A 17,610-nucleotide genomic window follows, 5' to 3' on the forward strand; every position below is an offset into this window, starting at 1 on the left:
AACGTTAAGAAGGGGCCCCTCCTTACAGCTCAGCAGCCGGGGAGACGCTCGATCAGGTAGCGCTCGACCTGGTCCAGGGAGATGCGCTCCTGGGCCATGGTGTCCCGGTTCCGCACGGTCACCGCGTTGTCGTCGAGGGTGTCGAAGTCGACGGTCACGCAGAACGGCGTGCCGATCTCGTCCTGCCGGCGGTAGCGGCGCCCGATCGCCTGCGAGTCGTCGAACTCGACCACCCAGCGCTTGCGCAGGTCGGCGGCGAGCTGCTTGGCCTTCGGCGAGAGCGCCTCGTTGCGGGACAGCGGCAGCACCGCCACCTTGACCGGGGCCAGCCGCGGGTCGAAGCGCATGACGGTCCGCTTGTCCACGCCGCCCTTGGTGTTCGGCGCCTCGTCCTCGTCGTACGCCTCCAGCAGGAAGGCGAGCACCGCGCGGGTCAGGCCGGCGGCCGGCTCGATGACGTACGGGACCCAGCGCTCGCCCTTGGTCTGGTCGAAGTACGACAGGTCGACGCCGGAGTGCTTGCTGTGCGTGGACAGGTCGAAGTCGGTGCGGTTGGCGATACCCTCCAGCTCGGCGAACTCGCTGCCGCCGAACTGGAACCGGTACTCGATGTCGACCGTGCGCTTCGAGTAGTGGGAGAGCTTCTCCTTCGGGTGCTCGTAGAAGCGCAGGTTGTTCTCCGACAGGCCGAGGTCGAGGTACCAGTTCCAGCGCTCCCGCAGCCAGTACTCGTGCCACTCCTCGTCGGTGCCCGGCTCGACGAAGAACTCCATCTCCATCTGCTCGAACTCGCGGGTCCGGAAGATGAAATTGCCCGGGGTGATCTCGTTGCGGAACGACTTGCCGGTCTGCGCGATGCCGAACGGCGGCTTCTTCCGGGCGACCGTTTCCACGTTCTTGTAGTTGACGAAGATGCCCTGGGCGGTCTCCGGGCGCAGGTAGTGCATGCCCTCGTCGCTCTCGACCGGGCCCAGGTAGGTCTTCATCAGGCCGTTGAACATCTTCGGCTCGGTGAAGGTGCCCTTGTTGCCGCAGTTCGGGCAGTTGATCTCGCCCAGGGAGGTCGGCGGGCGGCCGTGCCGAGCCTCGAACGCCTCCTCCAGGTGGTCGGCCCGGAACCGCTTGTGGCAGGACTGGCACTCGGTCAGCGGGTCGACGAACTCGGCGAGGTGGCCGCTGGCCGCCCAGACCTGGCGGGCCAGGATGACCGCGGAGTCGAGGCCGACGACGTCGTCGCGCTGCTGGACCATGGTCCGCCACCACTGCCGGCGGACGTTCTCCTTGAGCTCCACGCCGAGCGGACCGTAGTCCCACGCCGACCGGGTGCCTCCGTAGATCTCGCTGGAGGGGAAGACGAAGCCCCGGCGCTTGGCGAGGCTGACGACGGCGTCGATACGGTCGACTGGCATGTTTCCTCCTACGCCGGCTGGCGGTCGGCGGGGGCGATCTGAGTGGTACCGGACGGTCGGGACAACGGTACGACCACCGCGGCCCCGAGCCCAGCACAATACCGGGGCCCGGTCAGCGCACCCCGCAGACCTCCACGGCGCCCGTCTGCTGGTCCGGCGCCAGGGTCACCGTCTGGGCCTCCCGTCTGCCGCCGGCCAGCGTCACGTCCACCGGCACGGTCAGCGTCTGCGTGTCGACGTCGCCCACCCGGTAGCCGGTGATCTGCGGCTCGGTGGCCACCCGCTGCTCGAACTCCGGCCGGGACTCGCGCCGGCGGGCGTCGGCGCAGAGCTGGTCGTACGCCTTGGACCAGTTCCTGGCGACGAGGGCCCGGTAGTAGTTGTTGGTGACCGTCCGGCCCTGCTCCTGGATGGCCTGGACGTTGCTCACCGCCAGCCCGACGATGGCCGCGCCGCCCCCGCCGCAGCAGAGCAGCACCGCGAGCGCGCCGACGCCGAGCCCGAGCCAGAGCCGCGCCCGGCCGCCCTCGGTGGGCGGCGCCGCGAACGGCGGGGCGACTCCGGGGCCGGGCGGCGGCTCGGGGATGCCGGGCCCGGTCGGCGGTCCCGCTGTCGGCGGCACCCCGGTCGGTGGTCCCGCTACCGGCGGCCCGCCGGGCGGCATGTGAGGCGGAGGCGGGGCGGCCGGTCCGGGAGCGGTCATACGGCAGAGGGTAGTGCCCCCGGCGTCAGCGGTAAGGACCTGCGGCCCGATCACTGGCCACGACCACCACCTCGCCCTGCGGCGCGGCGCTGGCCAGCGTCTCGTACGCCGACGGTTCGTCGATCGACTGGGCCAGCAGTGGCACCGCGGTGACCTTGACGTCGAAGCCGCCCAGCGCCCGCCGGTACGCGCCGACCGACTCCCACTCGGTGACCAGGCACCAGTGTGTCGGGTCGTCCAGTGCCCGCAGCAGTTCCCCCCGAAGGTAGCCGGGGCGGGCCGCGAGCGCGGTGAGGGCGGCGTGCGCCCGCTCGGTGAAGTCCGACGCGCCGTCGGGGTCCACTACGAACCGGTTGGTGACCAGCACCGGGCTCCTCCTCGTAGAGTTTGTGGGATGCAGCGTACGCAGAGTCCCGTGCTGGCCCGACTGGCCCGGCTCAACCCGACGGCCGTGTTTCTGGCCACGCTGGCCCTGGTGCTGGTGGCGCTCTTCGCGCCGGGCCCGGTGGGCGGCATGCTGTTGCTCCTGCTGGCCGTGTTGCTGGTGTGGCTGATGACCGCCACCTGGGCGGTGCAGCGGCCGGCGACCCGGCTGCTGCGGCTGCTCATGCTGACCCTGTTGATCGCGGTGGCGCTGGCCAAGCTGCTCTGATCCGGCGCGGCCCGCGCTGACATGCAAAATGCGTTTTTGACAATCAATTTCGTTACCGCGGACAGTTGGTGGCATGAACGTCCGCTCCGTCGCACGCGCCCTGGCCGCACCCACCGCCGCCCTGCTCGCCCTCGGCGGCGTCGCCGCCTGCTCGGACAACGGTGGCAGCCGCACCGACCCGGACCGGGTCGACGTGGTGGTCGCCTTCTACCCACTCCAGTTCCTCGCCGAGCAGGTCGGCGGGGACGCGGTCCGGGTCACCAACCTGGCCCGGCCGGGCGCCGAGCCGCACGACCTGGAGCTGCAACCGCGCCAGGTCGGCCAGATCGTCGACGCCGAGTTGATCGTCTACCTCGCCGGCTTCCAGCCGGCCGTGGACGAGGCGGTGGCGCAGAACGGCGCCGACCGGGCGTTCGACGTCGCCGCCGTACAGCCGCTGCTGGACGCGGGGGCCGGCGGGCACCAGCACGACGGCGAGGCCGGGCACGACGACGAGACGGGCGGCAAGGACCCGCACGTCTGGCTCGACCCGACCCGGCTGGCCACCATCGGCGACCGGCTCGCCGAGCGGCTCGGCAGAGCCGACCCGGACCGGGCCGCCGAGTTCACCGCCCGCGCGGCGGCGCTCCGCGCCGACCTGACGAAGCTGGACACCGACTACGCCCAGGGCCTGCGCACCTGCCAGCAACGGGAGATCGTGACCAGCCACACCGCGTTCGGCTACCTGGCCGAGCGTTACCAGCTCGAACAGGTCGGCGTCAGCGGCCTCAGCCCCGACGCGGAACCCTCCCCGCGGCGTCTCGTCGAGGTGGCGGAGGAGGCCCGCAGCCACCAGGCCACCACCATCTTCTTCGAGACGCTGGTCAGCCCCAAGGTCGCCGAGACGGTGGCCCGCGAGGTCGGGGCGAAGACCGCCGTGCTCGACCCGATCGAGGGCGCGCCGGCCGACGGCGACTACCTGTCGGCGATGCGTACCAACCTCCAGACCCTGCGAACCGCCCTGGGATGCTCATGACCACGCCTGTGATCCAGGTAGCGCACGCCGCCGTCGGCTACGACGGGCCACCCGTGCTCCGCGACGTCTCCCTGGACGTCACGGCCGGCGAGGTGGTCGCCGTACTCGGCGCCAACGGCTCCGGCAAGTCGACCCTGATCCGGGCCGTGCTCGGCCTGGTGCCGATCGGCGCCGGGTCGGTCACCCTCTTCGGCACCCCGCTGCGCCGCTTCCGGCAGTGGCACCGCATCGGGTACGTCCCGCAGCGGCTGGGCGCCGGCGGCGGCGTACCGGCCACGGTGCGGGAGGTGGTGGCGTCCGGGCGGCTGGCCCGCCGGGGCGTACTGCGCCCGCCGGGACGGGCCGACCGGGAGGCGGTCGCCGCCGCGCTGGGGGCGGTCGGGCTCGCCGACCGGGCCGGTGACCCGGTCGCCACCCTCTCCGGCGGCCAGCAGCAGCGCGCCCTGATCGCCCGTGCCCTGGCCGGCCAGCCGGAGTTGCTGGTGCTCGACGAGCCGACCGCCGGGGTGGACGCGGGCAGCCAGGAGGCGTTCGCGGGGGCACTGCGCGGCTTCGTCAACGACGGCGGGACCGTACTGCTGGTCGCCCACGAACTCGGGCCGCTGCGCCCGCTGATCAGCCGGGCGGTCGTCGTCCACCAGGGCGGCATCGTGCACGACGGCGCGGTGCCGGAGCCCGCCGGCCACCACGCGGACCCTGACCACGAGCACGTGCACCCGCACTGCGACGAGGAGCCCGCCGGGCTGTGGAGCATCTGACATGGACCTCTTCCAGTACGACTTCATGCTGCGCGCCCTGGTCGGCGCGCTGGTCATCGGCCTGGCCGCCCCGGCGCTCGGCATCTACCTGGTACAGCGCCGGCTGGCGCTGATCGGCGACGGGATCGGCCACGTGGCGCTCACCGGCGTCGGCGCCGGGCTGTTGCTCAACCGGTCCCCGGTGCTGGTGGCGGTGATCGCCGCGACGCTGGGCGCGATCGCGATCGAGCTGGTCCGCTCGCGTGGGCGTACCTCCGGGGACCTGGCCCTGGCCCTACTCTTCTACGGCGGCATCGCCGGCGGTGTGCTGCTGGTCGGGCTCTCCGACGCCAGCAGCGCCTCGCTCAACTCGTACCTGTTCGGGTCGCTGATCACCACCTCCCCGGCGGACCTGGTCACCATCCTGGTGCTCGGCGTGGTGGTCCTGGTGGCCATGCTGGCGCTGCGCCCGGCGCTCTTCGCGGTCTGCCACGACGAGGAGTACGCGCGGGTGTCCGGGCTGCCGGTCCGGGCGCTCAACCTGCTCATCGCGGTGGGCACCGCGTGGACGGTCACGATCGCCATGCGCGCGGTCGGCGTACTCCTGATCAGCGCCCTGATGGTGGTGCCGGTGGCCGCCGCCCAGCAGGTCACCCGGGGCTTCCGGAGCACCATGACGGCGGCGATGGCGTTGGGGCTCTTCGCCGCCGGCGCGGGCATCTGGGTGGCCGCCACCGCCGACACCACCCCGGGCGCCTCGGTGGTGCTGGTGGCCATCGGCTCGTTCCTGGTGATCGCGCTCGTCACCGCGGCCCGGCGGGCGCTACGCCGCCGGGCCCGCCCGGTCGCGCCGCCGATCGCCGAGCCGCACGAGCCCGAGGTGGTGCTGCGGTGAGCCCGTACCGGCCAACGCTGCTGGGATTGGTTACCGTTACAGGGTGACCGCCACCCACGGATACGACGCCTTCGAGGGCGCCGGTGACCTGCTACGCGCGCTGTCGGCACCCATCCGGTTGGCGATCGTCAGCGAGCTGGCCGAGGGCGAACGCTGCGTACACGAGCTGGTGGAGAAGCTCGGCGCCCCGCAGCCGCTGGTCTCCCAGCACCTGCGGGTGCTGCGCGGCGCGGGCGTGGTACGCGGCTCCCGGCGCGGCCGGGAGATCGCGTACGCCCTGGTGGACGAGCACGTCGCGCACATCGTGGCGGACGCGGTGAGCCACGCCGGGGAAGGCTCGGCATGAGCGGGTTTTCCGACCCGTGCCGGCACGCCCGGACCGTGGCACGCTGTCCGGCGTGAAGATCTACGCCGATCGTCTTCCGACCCTTCTCCGTCAGCTCCTCACCGATCTGCTCGTGGTCGCCTGGGTGTACGTGGCGATCCGCTTCGCGCTCTGGCTGCACGACGTGATCGAGAAACTCGCCGTACCCGGACAGAAGCTGGAGGGGGCCGGCGGTGGCCTCGCCGACAACCTGGCCGACGCCGGCGGCAAGGTCGGCCGGGTGCCGCTGGTCGGCGACGAGCTGACCGCGCCGTTCGCCCGGGCCGCGGAGGCCGCCCGCGCGGTCGCCCAGGCCGGCCGCGACCAGCAGGAACTCGTCGGACAGTTGGCTCTCGGGCTGAGCATCGCGGTGCTGGTCCTCCCGCTCGGCCTGGTCCTGTTCGGCTGGCTGCCGCTGCGGCTGCGCTGGATGCGCCGGGCCGGCGCGGCGCAGGCCCTGGCCACCGCCCCCGCCGGACGGGACCTGCTGGCCCTGCGCGCGCTCGCCGGCCAGCCGCTCGGGCGGCTGACCCGGATCGCGCCCGACGTGGCCGAGGCGTGGCGGCGTGGCGACGACGCGACCGTCGACGCGCTCGCCGCGCTGGAGCTGCGCAGACTCGGCCTGAAGGTCGGCCGGTAAGGTGTGGCGGTGCTGTACTTCCTGATCGTCGTCGCCGTGCTGCTGCTGGCGTACGCGGGCGTCCTGGTGAGCTACGTCCGCAGGGGCCGCAAGATCCCGCCGGCCGCGTACCTGGTGCTGGCCGCGTTGAACGGCCTCATCCTGGCCGGGGTGATCGCCTGGGCGGTCGCCCGCTCCTGACGGGCCTCGGCCGCGTCACCCGGCCGGTGGGATGCGGCGGCGGACGTCCTCGGCGACGGACGGGCCGGGCCGCCAGCGGGCCACCCAGGGCAGTTCGGCCGGCGGGGTGACGACGCCCTCCTCCAGCGCGGCGTACCGGCCGGCGAGGATCCGTTTCGCGGCCGCCACGTCGACCGAGTCGGTGTTGGACCAGAGGGCGGTGAACAGCTCGTCAACCCGCAGCCGGGCCTGCCGACAGAACAGGTCGGCCAGCTCGACGTGCTCCGGGTGCTCCGCCCGCTCGGCGGTGGCCCGTACGCAGACCGCGGCCATCGCGAACAGCTCCGCGCCGATGTCCACCACCCGGCCGAGGAACGCCTGCTTGCGTTCCATCTTCCCCTGCCAGCGGGACATCGCGTAGAAGGTGGCGCGGGCCAGCTTGCGGGAGGCGCGCTCGACCTGGCGCAGGTGGCCGGCGAGCGGGCCGAACTCGGCGTACGCCCGGGGTGCCTGCCCCCGGCCGACGGCGAGGGTGGGCAGCCACCTCGCGTAGAAGGCGCCGGCCCGGGCGCCCGCCCTCGCCTTACGGCCCAGCCCCGCGTCCGGGTCGATGATGTCGCCGGCCACCGAGAGGTGCGCGTCGACCGCCTCCCGGGCGATCAGCAGGTGCATGATCTCGGTGGAGCCCTCGAAGATCCGGTTGATCCGCAGGTCACGTAGCAGTTGTTCGACCGCGGCCGGCCGCTCGCCCCGGGCGGCCAGGGAGTCCGCCGTCTCGTAGCCGCGGCCACCCCGGATCTGGATCAGCTCGTCGACGATCTTCCAGGCCATCTCGCTGGCGTAGAGCTTCACCAGCGCCGCCTCGATCCGGATGTCGTTACGGTCGTCGTCGGCGAGCAGGCAGCACAGGTCGAGCATGCTCTCCATGCCGTACGTGGTGGCGGCGATGAAGGCCAGCTTCTTGGCCACCGCCTCGTGCTCGCCGACCGGCCGGCCCCACTGGACCCGGTCGGCGGCCCACTCCCGGGCCACGTTCAGCGACCACTTGCCGGCGCCGACACACATGGCCGGCAGCGAGAGCCGTCCGGTGTTCAGCGTGGTCAGGGCGATCTTCAGGCCCTTGCCCTCGCCGCCGATCACGTTCTCCTTCGGTACGAACACGTCGTGGAACCGGGTGAGGCTGTTCTCCAGGCCGCGCAGGCCGACGAAGGCGTTGCGCCGCTCGACGGTGATGCCCTCGCTGTCGCCCTCCACCACGAACGCGGTGATGCCGCCGCGCCGCCCCCCGGTCGCCGGCACCCGGGCCATCACCACGAGCAGGGTGGCGACCGTGCCGTTGGTGGCCCAGAGCTTCACCCCGTTGAGCCGGTAGCCGGTGCCGTCGGCCGTGGGTTCGGCGGTGGTGGCCAGCCGGGCCGGGTCGGAGCCGACGTCCGGTTCGGTGAGCAGGAACGCGGAGACCTCTCCGGCGGCCAGCCGGGGCAGGAACCGCTGCTTCTGCTCGGCGGTGCCGAACATCTTCAGCGGCTGCGGCACGCCGATCGACTGGTGCGCGGAGAGCAGCGCGCTGATCGCCGGGTTGACCGAGCCGGCCCGCATCAGCGCCCGGCAGTAGTGCAGGTTGCTCAGCCCGAGGCCGCCGTAGCTCCGGTCGATCTTCATACCGAAGGCGCCCAGCCGGGCCAGCCCGTGGAACACCTCGTCCGGAATGTGCGCGTCCCGCTCGATCGCCGCACCGTCCACCTCGGCGTCCAGGTACGCCCCGAGCGCGCCGAGGAACCCCTCGGCCCGGGCGGCCTCCTCCGGGTCGGAGCGGGGCCACGGGTTGATCAGGTCGAGCCGGAACCGGCCGAGGAAGAGTTCCTTGCCGAAACTGGGCCGGTCCCAGGCCGTCTCGCGGGCCGCCTCGGCGACCTGGCGGGCTTCCTTCTCGGAGACCTGGCCGGCGTCGGTGGGCAGCGGCCCGGTGGGAACGGACGCGCTCGCGGGATCGGGCCGGTTGTTCTGTGTCGTGGTCACGGCTGCCTCCTGGGGACCTCGGTCCGGCTGCGTCAACGTGCTCGACAAATCGACGCTACCCCCGGGTGTTACCCAGGGGTAGCGTCCGCTGCACGTCCGATTTGGCGCGGACGGCGCCGTTCAGCCGCCGGGCAGCACCTGCGGATCGTCGTCCTCGTCGGCGATGTCGCCCTCACCCCAGTTGCGCCGGGCGAACGGCAGGATCACCCAGAAGGTCAGGAACCACATCCCGGTGAGCGCGCTCAGCACCAGGGCGATCGGCTGGCCCAGCACGAAGTCGGTGATCAGCAGGACCGCGCTGACCATCGAGATCAGCATGAGGGCCAGCCCACCGGTGGCCATCAGGTGGGCGAACCGGACCAGTTCCGGTTTGCGGCCCTGCCGGAACAGCGCCCGGTGAAAGGCGACCGGCGAAATGATCATCGCGGTGGCCCCGGCGGCGGTCAGCAACGCGACGAGGTACGCGTCCCGCTGGAAGTCGGTGGTCCGGGCGAACGCGTTGCTGAACGGCAGGGTGAGCAGGAAGGCGAAGAGGATCTGCACCCCGGTCTGCGCCACCCGCAGCTCCTGGAGCAGCTCGGCGAAGTTGCGCTGCCAACGCTGCCGCTCGGTCTCCTTGGACACGCGCCACTCCTCGGTGCTGCCGGCCGGGGTCCCCGCCGGACCGCACAGCCCTTGCCCCGTCCGGCGGCGGGCGAAACCGCCTCGGGTGCACACCGGGGTTCGGGACGCTTTGGAGCTGAGTTCGAGAACGAGTCAGGCCCGGTACGGGTGCCCCTGCGCCACCGGGCCGGCCCGACCGGGGGCGGCCCGGGTCGGCCCGAGAGGCGGCCGGTCGGGCCGGTGAATCGTCTGTGACATCAGCTCCACAGCGAATGGGTGGCTAACGCGCGCCGCCCACAGCCGCCGCACGGCATGGTCCCTCAGGCGCCCCGGCGGATCCGGCCGGCGTACCGGGCCTCCAGCTCGGCGTTGTGCTCGTCGCCGCCGGTGATGTTCGCCGACAGGTAGACCGGGGGCCGCTCCCCCGCCGCCAGCAGCCGGGCCACCACCTCCGCCACGATCTGCTGGGCCAGCAGCGCCGCCGTGATCGAGGAGACCGCGCCGACCGCGCCGCCACCGGGCAGCGGCAGGGTGGCGTCGCCGTACGGGGCACCGTTGTCGAGCACCACGTCGGCGAAGTCGGCCAGCTTGCGCCCGGACGGGTGACGCGAGGTCATCCGGGCCGAGTGGGCGGCCGAGGTGATCGCGATCAGGGCGTGCCCGCGCTCCTTGACGATCGACGCGAACTCCACCATCGCCCCGTTCACGCCGGAGTTGGAGGCGAGCACGAACACGTCCTGCGGACGGATCGGAGCCAGTTCGTAGAGGCGGTGCGCCACGGCCGGCTCGCGTTCCAGCTTCGGGCCGAGCACGTCGGCCGGCTCACCGCCGTACAGCACCAGGTCACGCAGCGCTATCCGGTTGGTGGGCACCAGCCCGCCGGCCCGGCCGGCGATCTCCATCGCCAGGGCCTCCGAGTGGCCGGTGCCGAACGCGTGCACCACACCGTCGGCGCGCAGCGACTCGGCGATCAGGTCGGCCGCCCGGCCCACGTTGTCCCGCTGGCCGGCAGCCACCCGGCCGATCGTCTCGGTCACCACCGCCAGGTACGCCTCGGCGCTCATGCTTCCTCCGTCCGTCGGTTGCGGGCCAGCCAGTCCACCGCGAAGTCGACCGCCGCCCGCTGTCGCATCAACCGGCCCGTCCCGGCGCCGACCGGCCCGAGCCGGACCGCCCCGGTGGCCTCCAGGTCGGCGCCGAGCCGGGCGAAATCGTCCTCGTCCAGGCACACGTCGTCCCACCACACCCACTCCCGCCCACCGTCGGCGCTGCGCACCGCCGCGCCGCAGCGCTGCCGGGGCGGCGCGGGCTGGCGGTACTCGGCCAGGTGCAGCGAGGTGTTGCTGCCGTGGTCGACGCCGAACAGCAGCACGTCGGCGTCCAGTTCGTACAGCCGGGCCAGCGGGGAACTCTCGCCGAGCATGTCGGTCAGCGCGTGGCCGGCGACGATCCGGTCGGCGGCGGGCCCGAGCGCGGCGAACGAGACGTGCGGGTGGTCGCTGCGCCGCGCGCCCGGCCAGGTGCGGACCAGCTCGGCCAGCGCGCCCATGAACCGGCTCGGCGTGACCGCCGGGTCGAAGGCCGGCAGCTCGGCCCGGATCACCGGCCACCACTCCGCCGGCACCGGCGGGTTGGTCCAGCCCGCCGGGTCGCTGTTCTCCGGGGTGTGGGTCGGCACCACGACCGTGCCGTCCGGCCCGAGCACGTCACGCAGGGCGAGCAGCACCGCCTCCGGGCCGCCGCAGAGGAAACCCAGCCCGCGCAGGGCCGCATGCACCAGCACCGTCCCGCCGGGGCGTACGCCGAGGGCGTGGAGCTGGGCGGCGAGCGACGCGCGGGTGTGCGGCCGGCCCGGCGCGGCGACGGCGGTCACGAGCCCACCCGGGCGAGGATCGCCGCGGCGAGCGGGCCGGGCGCCTCGTCGGGAATCCAGTGGCTGACGCCGGCCAGCTCGACGAAGCGGTAGTCGCCGGTGACATGCGCCGCGCACAACTCGGCGGCTGCCCGGCCGATCGCGACATCCCTGTCGCTCCAGACGAAGGTGGTCGGCACGCCCACCGGCCCGACGGCCCGCATGTCGGCCCCCGACATGGCCCGGTACCAGTTCAGGGCGGCGGTCAACGCGCCCGGCTCGCGCATCGGGTCGGCGTAGCGGCCCACCCGGGCGGCGTCGCCCACCCCGCCGAGCATTCTGCGCAGCGCGGCGGCCCGCATCGCGAGCAGCACCCGCTCCGCCGTGCCCGGCCTGCGGAACAACGACATGTAGGCGGACCGGGCGCGCTGCCGCGGCACGGTGGCGAGCGCATGGGCCATCGCCGCCGGGTGCGGCACCGACACCGCGGTCAGGGTGCGGACCCGGCTCGGGTGCGCCGCCGCCAGGGCCCACGCCACCGCCGCACCCCAGTCGTGCCCCACCACGTGCGCGGACGCCACCCCGAGCCCGTCGAGCACGCCGGCCGCGTCGGCCACCAACTCCGGGATCCGGTACGCCTCGGCCGCCGCCGGCCGCGCGCCCGGCGAGTAGCCGCGCTGGTCGGGCGCGTACGTGCGCAGCCCGGCGGCGTGCAGCGCGGGCACCACCTCGTCCCATTCGCCGCCGTGCTGGGGGAAGCCGTGCAGCAGCAGGACGGGGGAACCGTCCTCCGGGCCGCCCGTACGTATCTCGAACGTCAGCCCTCGCGCGTCGACCCGCATGACTCGGCAGCCTACCCAGCCCTGTCGATCGGCTGATGCCCTGCTGGGCCGGTGGCCGGGGACGGTGCTAGCGTCTGGACGAGACAACTTCACATCCGACAGGGGAGCGCACAGCGCTGAGAGTGCGGGCCGGTGCCCGCAGACCCTCGAACCTGATCTGGGTAATGCCAGCGCAGGGAGTTCGGTCGACCTCCAGCCGCGCCGCCGTCCGGTGACACCGGGCGCGGCGTGCGTCTTCTCCTGGTTCGTATCACTGGACTGGGAGCAACCATGACTCAACCAAGCACCAACCGGTGGCGCACCGTCGACATCGTCGTCGCCTCGGTGCTCGCCGTCGCGTTCGGCGTCATCTTCTGGGCCTGGGGCCTGATCTGGAACGGGCCGGCGGATGCCATCCCGCTGCCCGGCAGGGCGGCGCTGTACGGCATGTGGCTGGTGCCGGCCGTGCTCGGCGCGCTGATCGTGCGCAAGCCCGGCGCCGCGTTCTTCACGCTGACCATCGCCGCGCTGGTGTCGGTCGCGCTCGGCAGCAGTTGGGGCTGGACCCTGGTGGTGCAGGGTCCGCTGGAGGCGGCGGCCGGCGAGCTGGCGTTCGCGCTGTTCGCATACCGCGCCTACCGGCTGCCGGTCGCCCTGCTGGCCGCCACACTGGCCGGTCTCGCCGCCTCGATCTACGACGTCCTGGTCTGGTACCCGGGCACCGCGTGGGGCAGCTTCCGGCTGCCGTACATCCTCATCACGGCCGCCAGCTCGCTGGTCGTGGCCGGCCTCGGCAGCGTCGCGCTGACCCGGGCCCTCGCGGGCACCGGCGTCCTCGACCGCTTCCCCGCCGCCCGCGACCGCGCCGCCATCTGACCCCCACCGTCGACCGCGTTGATCAAGGAGTTTGCGTCGGCCGAAGCGGTTTTCCGGACGCAAACTCCTTGATCAACGATGCTGGGCCGGATCGGAAGGGGGTGTCGAGATGAGCGCGGTGGAGGTACGGGGGTTCGGGTGGCGGCATGCGGGGCGTCGGCAGTGGGCCGTGCGGGGGGTGGATCTGCGGGTCGAACGCGGGGAGCGGGTGTTGCTGCTGGGGCCGTCGGGGGCGGGGAAGAGCACGCTGCTCGCGGCGCTCGCCGGGCTGCTGCCCGAGGACTCCGGTGAGCAGGAGGGCACCATCGAGATCGACGGGCTCGACCCGCGCAAGGCCCGGGAACGGGTCGGCGTCGTCTTCCAGGACCCGGAGACCCAACTGGTGATGGCCCGCTGCGGCGACGACGTCGCGTTCGGGCTGGAGAACCGCGGCGTACCCGGCGAGCAGATCTGGCCCCGGGTGGACGAGGCGCTGCGCCGGGTCGGCTTCCCGTACCACCGGGACCGGCCCACCGCGGCGCTGTCCGGCGGCGAGCAGCAGCGGCTCGCCCTGGCCGGGGCGCTCGCCCTGCGGCCCGGGCTGCTGCTGCTCGACGAGCCGACCGCCAACCTCGATCCGGCCGGCGCCGCGCTGATCCGGCAGGCCGTCCGGGACGCCCTCGACGCCGACACCGCGCTGATCCTGGTCGAGCACCGGGTGGCCGAGGCGCTGCCGCTGGTGGACCGGGTGGTCGTCCTCGAAGCCGGCGGCGGGGTGCGGGCCGACGGGCCGCCCGCCGCGGTCTTCGACGCGCACGGCGACGCGCTCGCCGCCGCCGGGGTCTGGCTGCCCGGCCGAACCGTGCCGCCCCGGCACGCGACCACGCCGGCCGGAGAAGCACTGATCACCGCCGACCGGCTCGGCCTGCCGCCCCGGCTGGCCCCCACCGACCTTCGGGTACGCGCCGGCGAGGCGCTCGCCGTCCTCGGCCCGAACGGCGCCGGCAAGTCCACCCTGGCCCTGCTCCTGGGCGGCCTGCTCCGCCCCGGCACCGGTACGGTCACCGCCGCCGCCGAGCTGGCCGGCCGGGATGCCGGCACTCCCCCGCACCGCTGGCGGGCACCAGCGCTCGCCCGACGGATCGGCTCGGTCTTCCAGGATCCGGAGCACCAGTTCGTCACCAGCACGGTTTTCGACGAGCTGGCCCTCGGCCCACGTCGGACCGGCCAGACCGAGGCGGCGGTACGGTCCACCGTGGACGGGTTGCTGGAGCGGCTCCGGCTGGCCCGGCTGGCCGGGGCGAACCCGTACACCCTCTCCGGCGGGGAGGCGCGGCGGCTGAGCGTGGCGACCGCCCTGGCCACCGCGCCCCGCCTGTTGATCTGCGACGAACCCACCTTCGGCCAGGACCGGCGGACCTGGTTGGAGCTGGTCGACCTGCTCGCCGAGCTGCGCGACGCCGGCCACGGCGTCGTGGCGGTCACCCACGACCCGGACTTCGTCGCCGCGCTGGCCGACCGCACGGTGACGCTGACCGGGACCGGCACCGGGGAGCGACCGTGATCGGGGTGGAGCCGGTGGCCGCGCCCGGGGCGCCGCTGGCCCGGCGCAATCCCGTGGCGAAGGTGGCCGCCGCGTTGGTCTTCTCGTTCATCCTGATCGCCACCCTGGACCCGGTGGCCCCGGCCATCGCCATCGCGATCGAGCTGGCGGTGCTGCCGCTGTTCGGCATCCGCTACCGGACACTGGCCCGGCGGGCGTGGCCGTTGCTGGCCAGCGCCGGCGGGATCCTGGTCACCCTGGTGCTGTTCGCCGCCGACCGCTCCGGGCGGGTGCTGGTCGAGGCGGGTCCGCTCCTGGTCACCGAGGGAGTGCTGGTCACCGCACTGGGGCTGGTGCTGCGCATGCTCGCGGTGGCGCTGCCCGGGATCGTCGTCTTCGCCACCACCGATCCCACCGACCTGGCCGACGCGCTGATCCAGAACGCGAAGGCGCCGGCCCGGTTCGCCATCGGCGCGCTGGCCGCGTTCCGGCTGGTGCCGCTGCTGGAACAGGAGTGGCGGATGATCAGCATGGCGCGCCGGGCCCGGGGCGTGGACGCCGGCCGGAACCCGCTCGCCAAGCTGCGGCTCTTCGTGTCGACGGCGTTCGCCCTGCTGGTCGGGGCGATCCGGCGGGGCACCCGGCTGGCGGTGGCGATGGACGCCCGCGGCTTCGACGCCGGGCTTCCGCGTACGGTCGCCCGGCGGCAGCGCTTCACCCGGGCGGATGGCCTGCTGGTGGCCGGCGCGGCGGTGCTGGCGGGCGCGGCGCTGACGGTCAGCGTGGTGCTCGGCACCTTCCGCCCGCTGATCGGCTGATCCGGTGGCTCAGTCGACTCGGGTTGCGGCAGGTCGGAGGAGTTCCCCCCGGTTCGCCGCAACCCGAGTCGACCAACGGCCGCCGCCGCGCGGCCGGGCCGCGTCGAGCGACCGGTCAGCTACGCCGGAAGGCGTAGAACCGGGTCTGACCGGCGCGCTGGCTACGCCCGGCGAGGCGGGCGTCGCGACCGGTCGACGGCGGACCGGCCTTCGGCGGCGTCGCCCCGGGCACCTCCGGCAGGGACACCGGCTTGGCGACCGGCGCCACGGCGAGGGCGTCGAGATCCGTCGGGGTCACGTCCACCAGGGACGGCGACGGCTTACGGGACTTCTTCGGACTGCGCTTGGCGGGCATACGCGGACCTCCTGACTGTCGAGCGCGCCGGTCACGGCGCGACGAGCGGGCGGGCTCCGGCGGGTCCGACCACGACAGACGCCGCGACCGAAGGCGGCGAGGAGGTATGCGGACGCCCGGAGCAGGACGGGTCACGCCACGTGCGGTGGCGGACCGGAGCTCGGCGGAAGGGCGTCAGATACGCATGCCAGCAGGCTAACCCGCGATCCGCCGCACCGCACCCGATTTAACGCCCGCGCGAGCATTTACTGGCACCATCGGCGACATGCTGATCGCGTTCTCGATCACCCCGCTCGGCGTGGGTGAGTCCGTGGGCGACCTGGTCGCCGACGCCGTCCGGGTGGTCCGCGAGTCCGGCCTGCCCAACCGGACCGACCCGATGTTCACCACCGTCGAGGGCGAGTGGGACGAGGTGATGGCGGTGGTGAAACGGGCCGTCGACAGCGTCGCGGCGCAGGCGCCCCGGGTCAGCCTGGTGCTCAAGGCCGACCTGCGTCCCGGCGTCACCGACGCGATGACCACGAAGGTCGCCCACGTCGAGGCCCGCCTGTCCAAGGGTGCGGGGCCGACCGCCACCATGCCACCCAACCAGGAGTGACGCGGCACTGACCGGCCGTCGCATCCCGGCCCGCGCCCGGACCGGCCGCGATACGGTCGCAGCACGGGCAGCCGACGGAGGGTGGCGGTACGCATGGCGGCAGCGCGGGCGACGGCACAGATCGGCGTGACCGGCCTGGCGGTGATGGGCCGCAACCTGGCCCGGAACCTGGCCCGTCACGGCTTCACCGTCGCCGTGCACAACCGCTCGCCCGGGCGCACCCGCGGCCTGCTCGCCGAGCACGGCGACGAGGGCACCTTCGTGCCGTCGGAGTCGATGGCCGATTTCGTCGCCACGCTGGAGCGCCCCCGCGCGGTGATCGTCATGGTCAAGGCGGGCGCCCCCACCGACGCGGTGATCGACGAGCTGGTGCCGCTGCTGGAGGCGGGAGACATCGTCGTCGACTGCGGCAACGCGCACTTCACCGACACCATCCGCCGAGAGGAGGCGCTGCGCGGACACGGGCTGCACTTCGTCGGCACCGGCGTCTCCGGCGGCGAGGAGGGCGCGCTGCACGGCCCGAGCATCATGCCGGGCGGCTCGGACGAGTCCTACCGCAAACTCGGCCCGATCTTCGAGAAGATCGCCGCGCAGGTGGACGGCGTCCCGTGCTGCCGGCACATCGGCCCGGACGGCGCCGGCCACTTCGTGAAGATGGTCCACAACGGCATCGAGTACGCCGACATGCAGCTCATCGCCGAGGCGTACGACCTGCTGCGGGCCGGTCTGTCGGCGGGCCCGGCCGAGCTCGCGAAGATCTTCCGGCGGTGGAACGACGGCGAGCTGGAGTCCTTCCTCATCGAGATCACCGCCGACGTGCTCGCGCACACCGACGCGGCGACCGGCCGGCCGTTCGTCGACGTAGTGCTCGACCAGGCCGAGCAGAAGGGCACCGGCCGATGGACGGTGCAGAGCGCGCTGGACCTGGGCGTGCCGATCACGGGGATCGCCGAGGCGACCTTCGCCCGGTCGCTGTCCGGCCACGCCGACCAGCGCGCCGCCGCGCGCCGCGCGTTCCCCGACGCGGGCGGGAACTGGCAGGTGGACGACCGGGAGACCTTCGTCGAGGACGTCCGGCGCGCACTGCTGGCCAGCAAGATCGTCGCGTACGCGCAGGGCTTCGATCACATCCGGGCCGGCAGCCGGGAGTACGACTGGGGCGTCGACCTGGGCGGCACCGCCACCATCTGGCGGGGCGGCTGCATCATCCGGGCCCGCTTCCTGGACCGGATCCGCCAGGCGTACGACACCGAGCCGGAGCTGCCGACGCTGCTGGTCGCCCCGTGGTTCGCCGAGCAGGTCAGCGCCGGGGTGCCGGCCTGGCGGCGGGTGGTGGCCGACGCGGCCCGGGCGGGCGTGCCCACGCCGGCGTTCTCGTCGTCGCTGGCCTACTTCGACGCGCTGCGCGCTCAGCGGCTGCCGGCCGCGCTGATCCAGGGCCTACGGGACAACTTCGGGGCACACACCTACCGCCGGGTGGACCGGGACGGCTCGTTCCACACCCGCTGGGCGGCAGACCGCGCCGAGGAGGCGGCCTGACCCGCCCGGTGGCGGCGGGTCACGCCGCGGGGC

Annotated in this window: 21 protein-coding genes and 1 riboswitch; of the genes, 12 read left to right on the top strand and 9 right to left on the bottom strand. The window is 73.6% G+C overall.

What is annotated here, in order from left to right; translation table 11 throughout:
• Positions 1-29: 29 nt before the first annotated feature.
• From GA0070604_RS24685 to GA0070604_RS24695, 3 genes are all read right to left on the bottom strand, one after another.
• Positions 30-1,409 (bottom strand): glycine--tRNA ligase, encoded by a 1,380-nt coding sequence (locus tag GA0070604_RS24685; protein WP_091123346.1) that lies wholly within the window; start codon positions 1,407-1,409, stop codon positions 30-32.
• Between the two features lie 112 nt (positions 1,410-1,521).
• The gene (locus GA0070604_RS24690; RefSeq protein WP_091127390.1) at positions 1,522-1,995 is read right to left on the bottom strand and encodes an Rv0361 family membrane protein; all 474 of its coding nucleotides are present in this window, start codon (positions 1,993-1,995) and stop codon (positions 1,522-1,524) included.
• Positions 1,996-2,137: 142 nt separating this feature from the next.
• Positions 2,138-2,479, bottom strand: coding sequence for an antibiotic biosynthesis monooxygenase family protein (locus GA0070604_RS24695; RefSeq protein ID WP_091123351.1), 342 nt, complete (start codon positions 2,477-2,479; stop codon positions 2,138-2,140).
• Between the two features lie 27 nt (positions 2,480-2,506).
• Here GA0070604_RS24695 and GA0070604_RS24700 point away from each other — a divergent pair, with 27 nt between their 5' ends.
• The 7 genes from GA0070604_RS24700 to GA0070604_RS32740 all read left to right on the top strand — a co-directional run bounded on the left by GA0070604_RS24700 (position 2,507) and on the right by GA0070604_RS32740 (position 6,595).
• Positions 2,507-2,764, top strand: coding sequence for a DUF6703 family protein (locus tag GA0070604_RS24700; RefSeq protein WP_091123355.1), 258 nt, complete (start codon positions 2,507-2,509; stop codon positions 2,762-2,764).
• Between the two features lie 73 nt (positions 2,765-2,837).
• Positions 2,838-3,779, top strand: a complete 942-nt coding sequence (locus GA0070604_RS24705) for a metal ABC transporter substrate-binding protein (RefSeq protein ID WP_091123359.1) — start codon at positions 2,838-2,840, stop codon at positions 3,777-3,779.
• Complete coding sequence (locus GA0070604_RS24710) at positions 3,776-4,537, top strand: metal ABC transporter ATP-binding protein (protein ID WP_091123363.1); 762 nt, start codon at positions 3,776-3,778, stop codon at positions 4,535-4,537. The genes GA0070604_RS24705 and GA0070604_RS24710 overlap by 4 nt, the downstream gene beginning before the upstream one ends.
• A gap of 1 nt (position 4,538) precedes the next feature.
• On the top strand, positions 4,539-5,411 hold the full coding sequence (locus GA0070604_RS24715) for a metal ABC transporter permease (protein WP_091123367.1): 873 nt from the start codon (positions 4,539-4,541) through the stop codon (positions 5,409-5,411).
• 43 nt (positions 5,412-5,454) lie between these two features.
• Positions 5,455-5,757, top strand: coding sequence for an ArsR/SmtB family transcription factor (locus GA0070604_RS24720; protein ID WP_091123371.1), 303 nt, complete (start codon positions 5,455-5,457; stop codon positions 5,755-5,757).
• 52 nt (positions 5,758-5,809) lie between these two features.
• Positions 5,810-6,415, top strand: a complete 606-nt coding sequence (locus GA0070604_RS24725; protein WP_091127391.1) for a hypothetical protein — start codon at positions 5,810-5,812, stop codon at positions 6,413-6,415.
• 9 nt (positions 6,416-6,424) lie between these two features.
• Positions 6,425-6,595: a hypothetical protein gene (locus tag GA0070604_RS32740; protein ID WP_167363567.1), complete on the top strand. Its 171-nt coding sequence runs from the start codon at positions 6,425-6,427 to the stop codon at positions 6,593-6,595.
• A 15-nt stretch (positions 6,596-6,610) separates the two neighbouring features.
• Here the strand turns inward: GA0070604_RS32740 and GA0070604_RS24730 are convergent, their stop codons facing one another.
• The 5 genes from GA0070604_RS24730 to GA0070604_RS24750 all read right to left on the bottom strand — a co-directional run bounded on the left by GA0070604_RS24730 (position 6,611) and on the right by GA0070604_RS24750 (position 11,890).
• A complete protein-coding gene (locus GA0070604_RS24730) occupies positions 6,611-8,593 on the bottom strand; it encodes an acyl-CoA dehydrogenase family protein (protein ID WP_091123374.1) in 1,983 nt (660 codons plus the stop codon).
• Between the two features lie 120 nt (positions 8,594-8,713).
• Positions 8,714-9,217, bottom strand: coding sequence for a DUF6328 family protein (locus tag GA0070604_RS24735; protein ID WP_091123377.1), 504 nt, complete (start codon positions 9,215-9,217; stop codon positions 8,714-8,716).
• 299 nt (positions 9,218-9,516) lie between these two features.
• The gene (locus GA0070604_RS24740) at positions 9,517-10,260 is read right to left on the bottom strand and encodes a sugar isomerase domain-containing protein (protein WP_091123380.1); all 744 of its coding nucleotides are present in this window, start codon (positions 10,258-10,260) and stop codon (positions 9,517-9,519) included.
• Positions 10,257-11,069 carry an AAC(3) family N-acetyltransferase gene (locus tag GA0070604_RS24745; protein ID WP_091123383.1) on the bottom strand — a complete coding sequence of 271 codons (813 nt, stop codon included), beginning with the start codon at positions 11,067-11,069 and terminating at the stop codon, positions 10,257-10,259. The genes GA0070604_RS24740 and GA0070604_RS24745 overlap by 4 nt, the downstream gene beginning before the upstream one ends.
• Entirely contained in the window at positions 11,066-11,890 is an 825-nt protein-coding gene (locus GA0070604_RS24750) for an alpha/beta fold hydrolase (protein WP_091123387.1), read from the bottom strand. Before GA0070604_RS24750 ends, GA0070604_RS24745 begins: the two co-directional genes overlap by 4 nt.
• Before the next feature lie 90 nt (positions 11,891-11,980).
• Positions 11,981-12,087, top strand: a riboswitch (TPP riboswitch).
• Positions 12,088-12,160: 73 nt separating this feature from the next.
• Between GA0070604_RS24750 and GA0070604_RS24755 the strand changes: the two genes are divergently transcribed.
• From GA0070604_RS24755 to GA0070604_RS24765, 3 genes are all read left to right on the top strand, one after another.
• Positions 12,161-12,745 carry an ECF transporter S component gene (locus tag GA0070604_RS24755; RefSeq protein ID WP_091123389.1) on the top strand — a complete coding sequence of 195 codons (585 nt, stop codon included), beginning with the start codon at positions 12,161-12,163 and terminating at the stop codon, positions 12,743-12,745.
• Between the two features lie 109 nt (positions 12,746-12,854).
• Positions 12,855-14,288 (top strand): ABC transporter ATP-binding protein, encoded by a 1,434-nt coding sequence (locus GA0070604_RS24760; RefSeq protein ID WP_091123391.1) that lies wholly within the window; start codon positions 12,855-12,857, stop codon positions 14,286-14,288.
• Positions 14,285-15,085: an energy-coupling factor transporter transmembrane component T family protein gene (locus GA0070604_RS24765; protein WP_091123394.1), complete on the top strand. Its 801-nt coding sequence runs from the start codon at positions 14,285-14,287 to the stop codon at positions 15,083-15,085. Before GA0070604_RS24760 ends, GA0070604_RS24765 begins: the two co-directional genes overlap by 4 nt.
• 115 nt (positions 15,086-15,200) lie before the next feature.
• Here GA0070604_RS24765 and GA0070604_RS24770 read toward each other — a convergent pair whose 3' ends face one another.
• Positions 15,201-15,440, bottom strand: coding sequence for a hypothetical protein (locus GA0070604_RS24770; RefSeq protein ID WP_091123398.1), 240 nt, complete (start codon positions 15,438-15,440; stop codon positions 15,201-15,203).
• A gap of 265 nt (positions 15,441-15,705) precedes the next feature.
• Between GA0070604_RS24770 and GA0070604_RS24775 the strand changes: the two genes are divergently transcribed.
• A complete protein-coding gene (locus GA0070604_RS24775) occupies positions 15,706-16,038 on the top strand; it encodes an MTH1187 family thiamine-binding protein (RefSeq protein ID WP_091123402.1) in 333 nt (110 codons plus the stop codon).
• Positions 16,039-16,131: 93 nt separating this feature from the next.
• The gene (gene gndA / locus GA0070604_RS24780; protein WP_091123406.1) at positions 16,132-17,577 is read left to right on the top strand and encodes an NADP-dependent phosphogluconate dehydrogenase; all 1,446 of its coding nucleotides are present in this window, start codon (positions 16,132-16,134) and stop codon (positions 17,575-17,577) included.
• Positions 17,578-17,610 lie beyond the last annotated feature (33 nt).

The organism is Micromonospora eburnea (assembly GCF_900090225.1).
Lineage (GTDB): Bacteria > Actinomycetota > Actinomycetes > Mycobacteriales > Micromonosporaceae > Micromonospora > Micromonospora eburnea.

Bases quoted from the DNA above. Each gene is read 5' to 3' on its own strand.
- GA0070604_RS24710 (WP_091123363.1), top strand. From the start codon at position 3,776: ATGACCACGCCTGTGATCCAGGTAGCGCACGCCGCCGTCGGCTACGAC.
- GA0070604_RS24715 (WP_091123367.1), top strand. From the start codon at position 4,539: ATGGACCTCTTCCAGTACGACTTCATGCTGCGCGCCCTGGTCGGCGCG.
- GA0070604_RS24685 (WP_091123346.1), bottom strand. From the start codon at position 1,409: ATGCCAGTCGACCGTATCGACGCCGTCGTCAGCCTCGCCAAGCGCCGG.
- GA0070604_RS24760 (WP_091123391.1), top strand. From the start codon at position 12,855: ATGAGCGCGGTGGAGGTACGGGGGTTCGGGTGGCGGCATGCGGGGCGT.
- GA0070604_RS24770 (WP_091123398.1), bottom strand. From the start codon at position 15,440: ATGCCCGCCAAGCGCAGTCCGAAGAAGTCCCGTAAGCCGTCGCCGTCC.
- GA0070604_RS24705 (WP_091123359.1), top strand. From the start codon at position 2,838: ATGAACGTCCGCTCCGTCGCACGCGCCCTGGCCGCACCCACCGCCGCC.
- GA0070604_RS24755 (WP_091123389.1), top strand. From the start codon at position 12,161: ATGACTCAACCAAGCACCAACCGGTGGCGCACCGTCGACATCGTCGTC.
- GA0070604_RS24740 (WP_091123380.1), bottom strand. From the start codon at position 10,260: ATGAGCGCCGAGGCGTACCTGGCGGTGGTGACCGAGACGATCGGCCGG.
- gndA (WP_091123406.1), top strand. From the start codon at position 16,132: ATGGCGGCAGCGCGGGCGACGGCACAGATCGGCGTGACCGGCCTGGCG.
- GA0070604_RS24775 (WP_091123402.1), top strand. From the start codon at position 15,706: ATGCTGATCGCGTTCTCGATCACCCCGCTCGGCGTGGGTGAGTCCGTG.
- GA0070604_RS24700 (WP_091123355.1), top strand. From the start codon at position 2,507: ATGCAGCGTACGCAGAGTCCCGTGCTGGCCCGACTGGCCCGGCTCAAC.
- GA0070604_RS24750 (WP_091123387.1), bottom strand. From the start codon at position 11,890: ATGCGGGTCGACGCGCGAGGGCTGACGTTCGAGATACGTACGGGCGGC.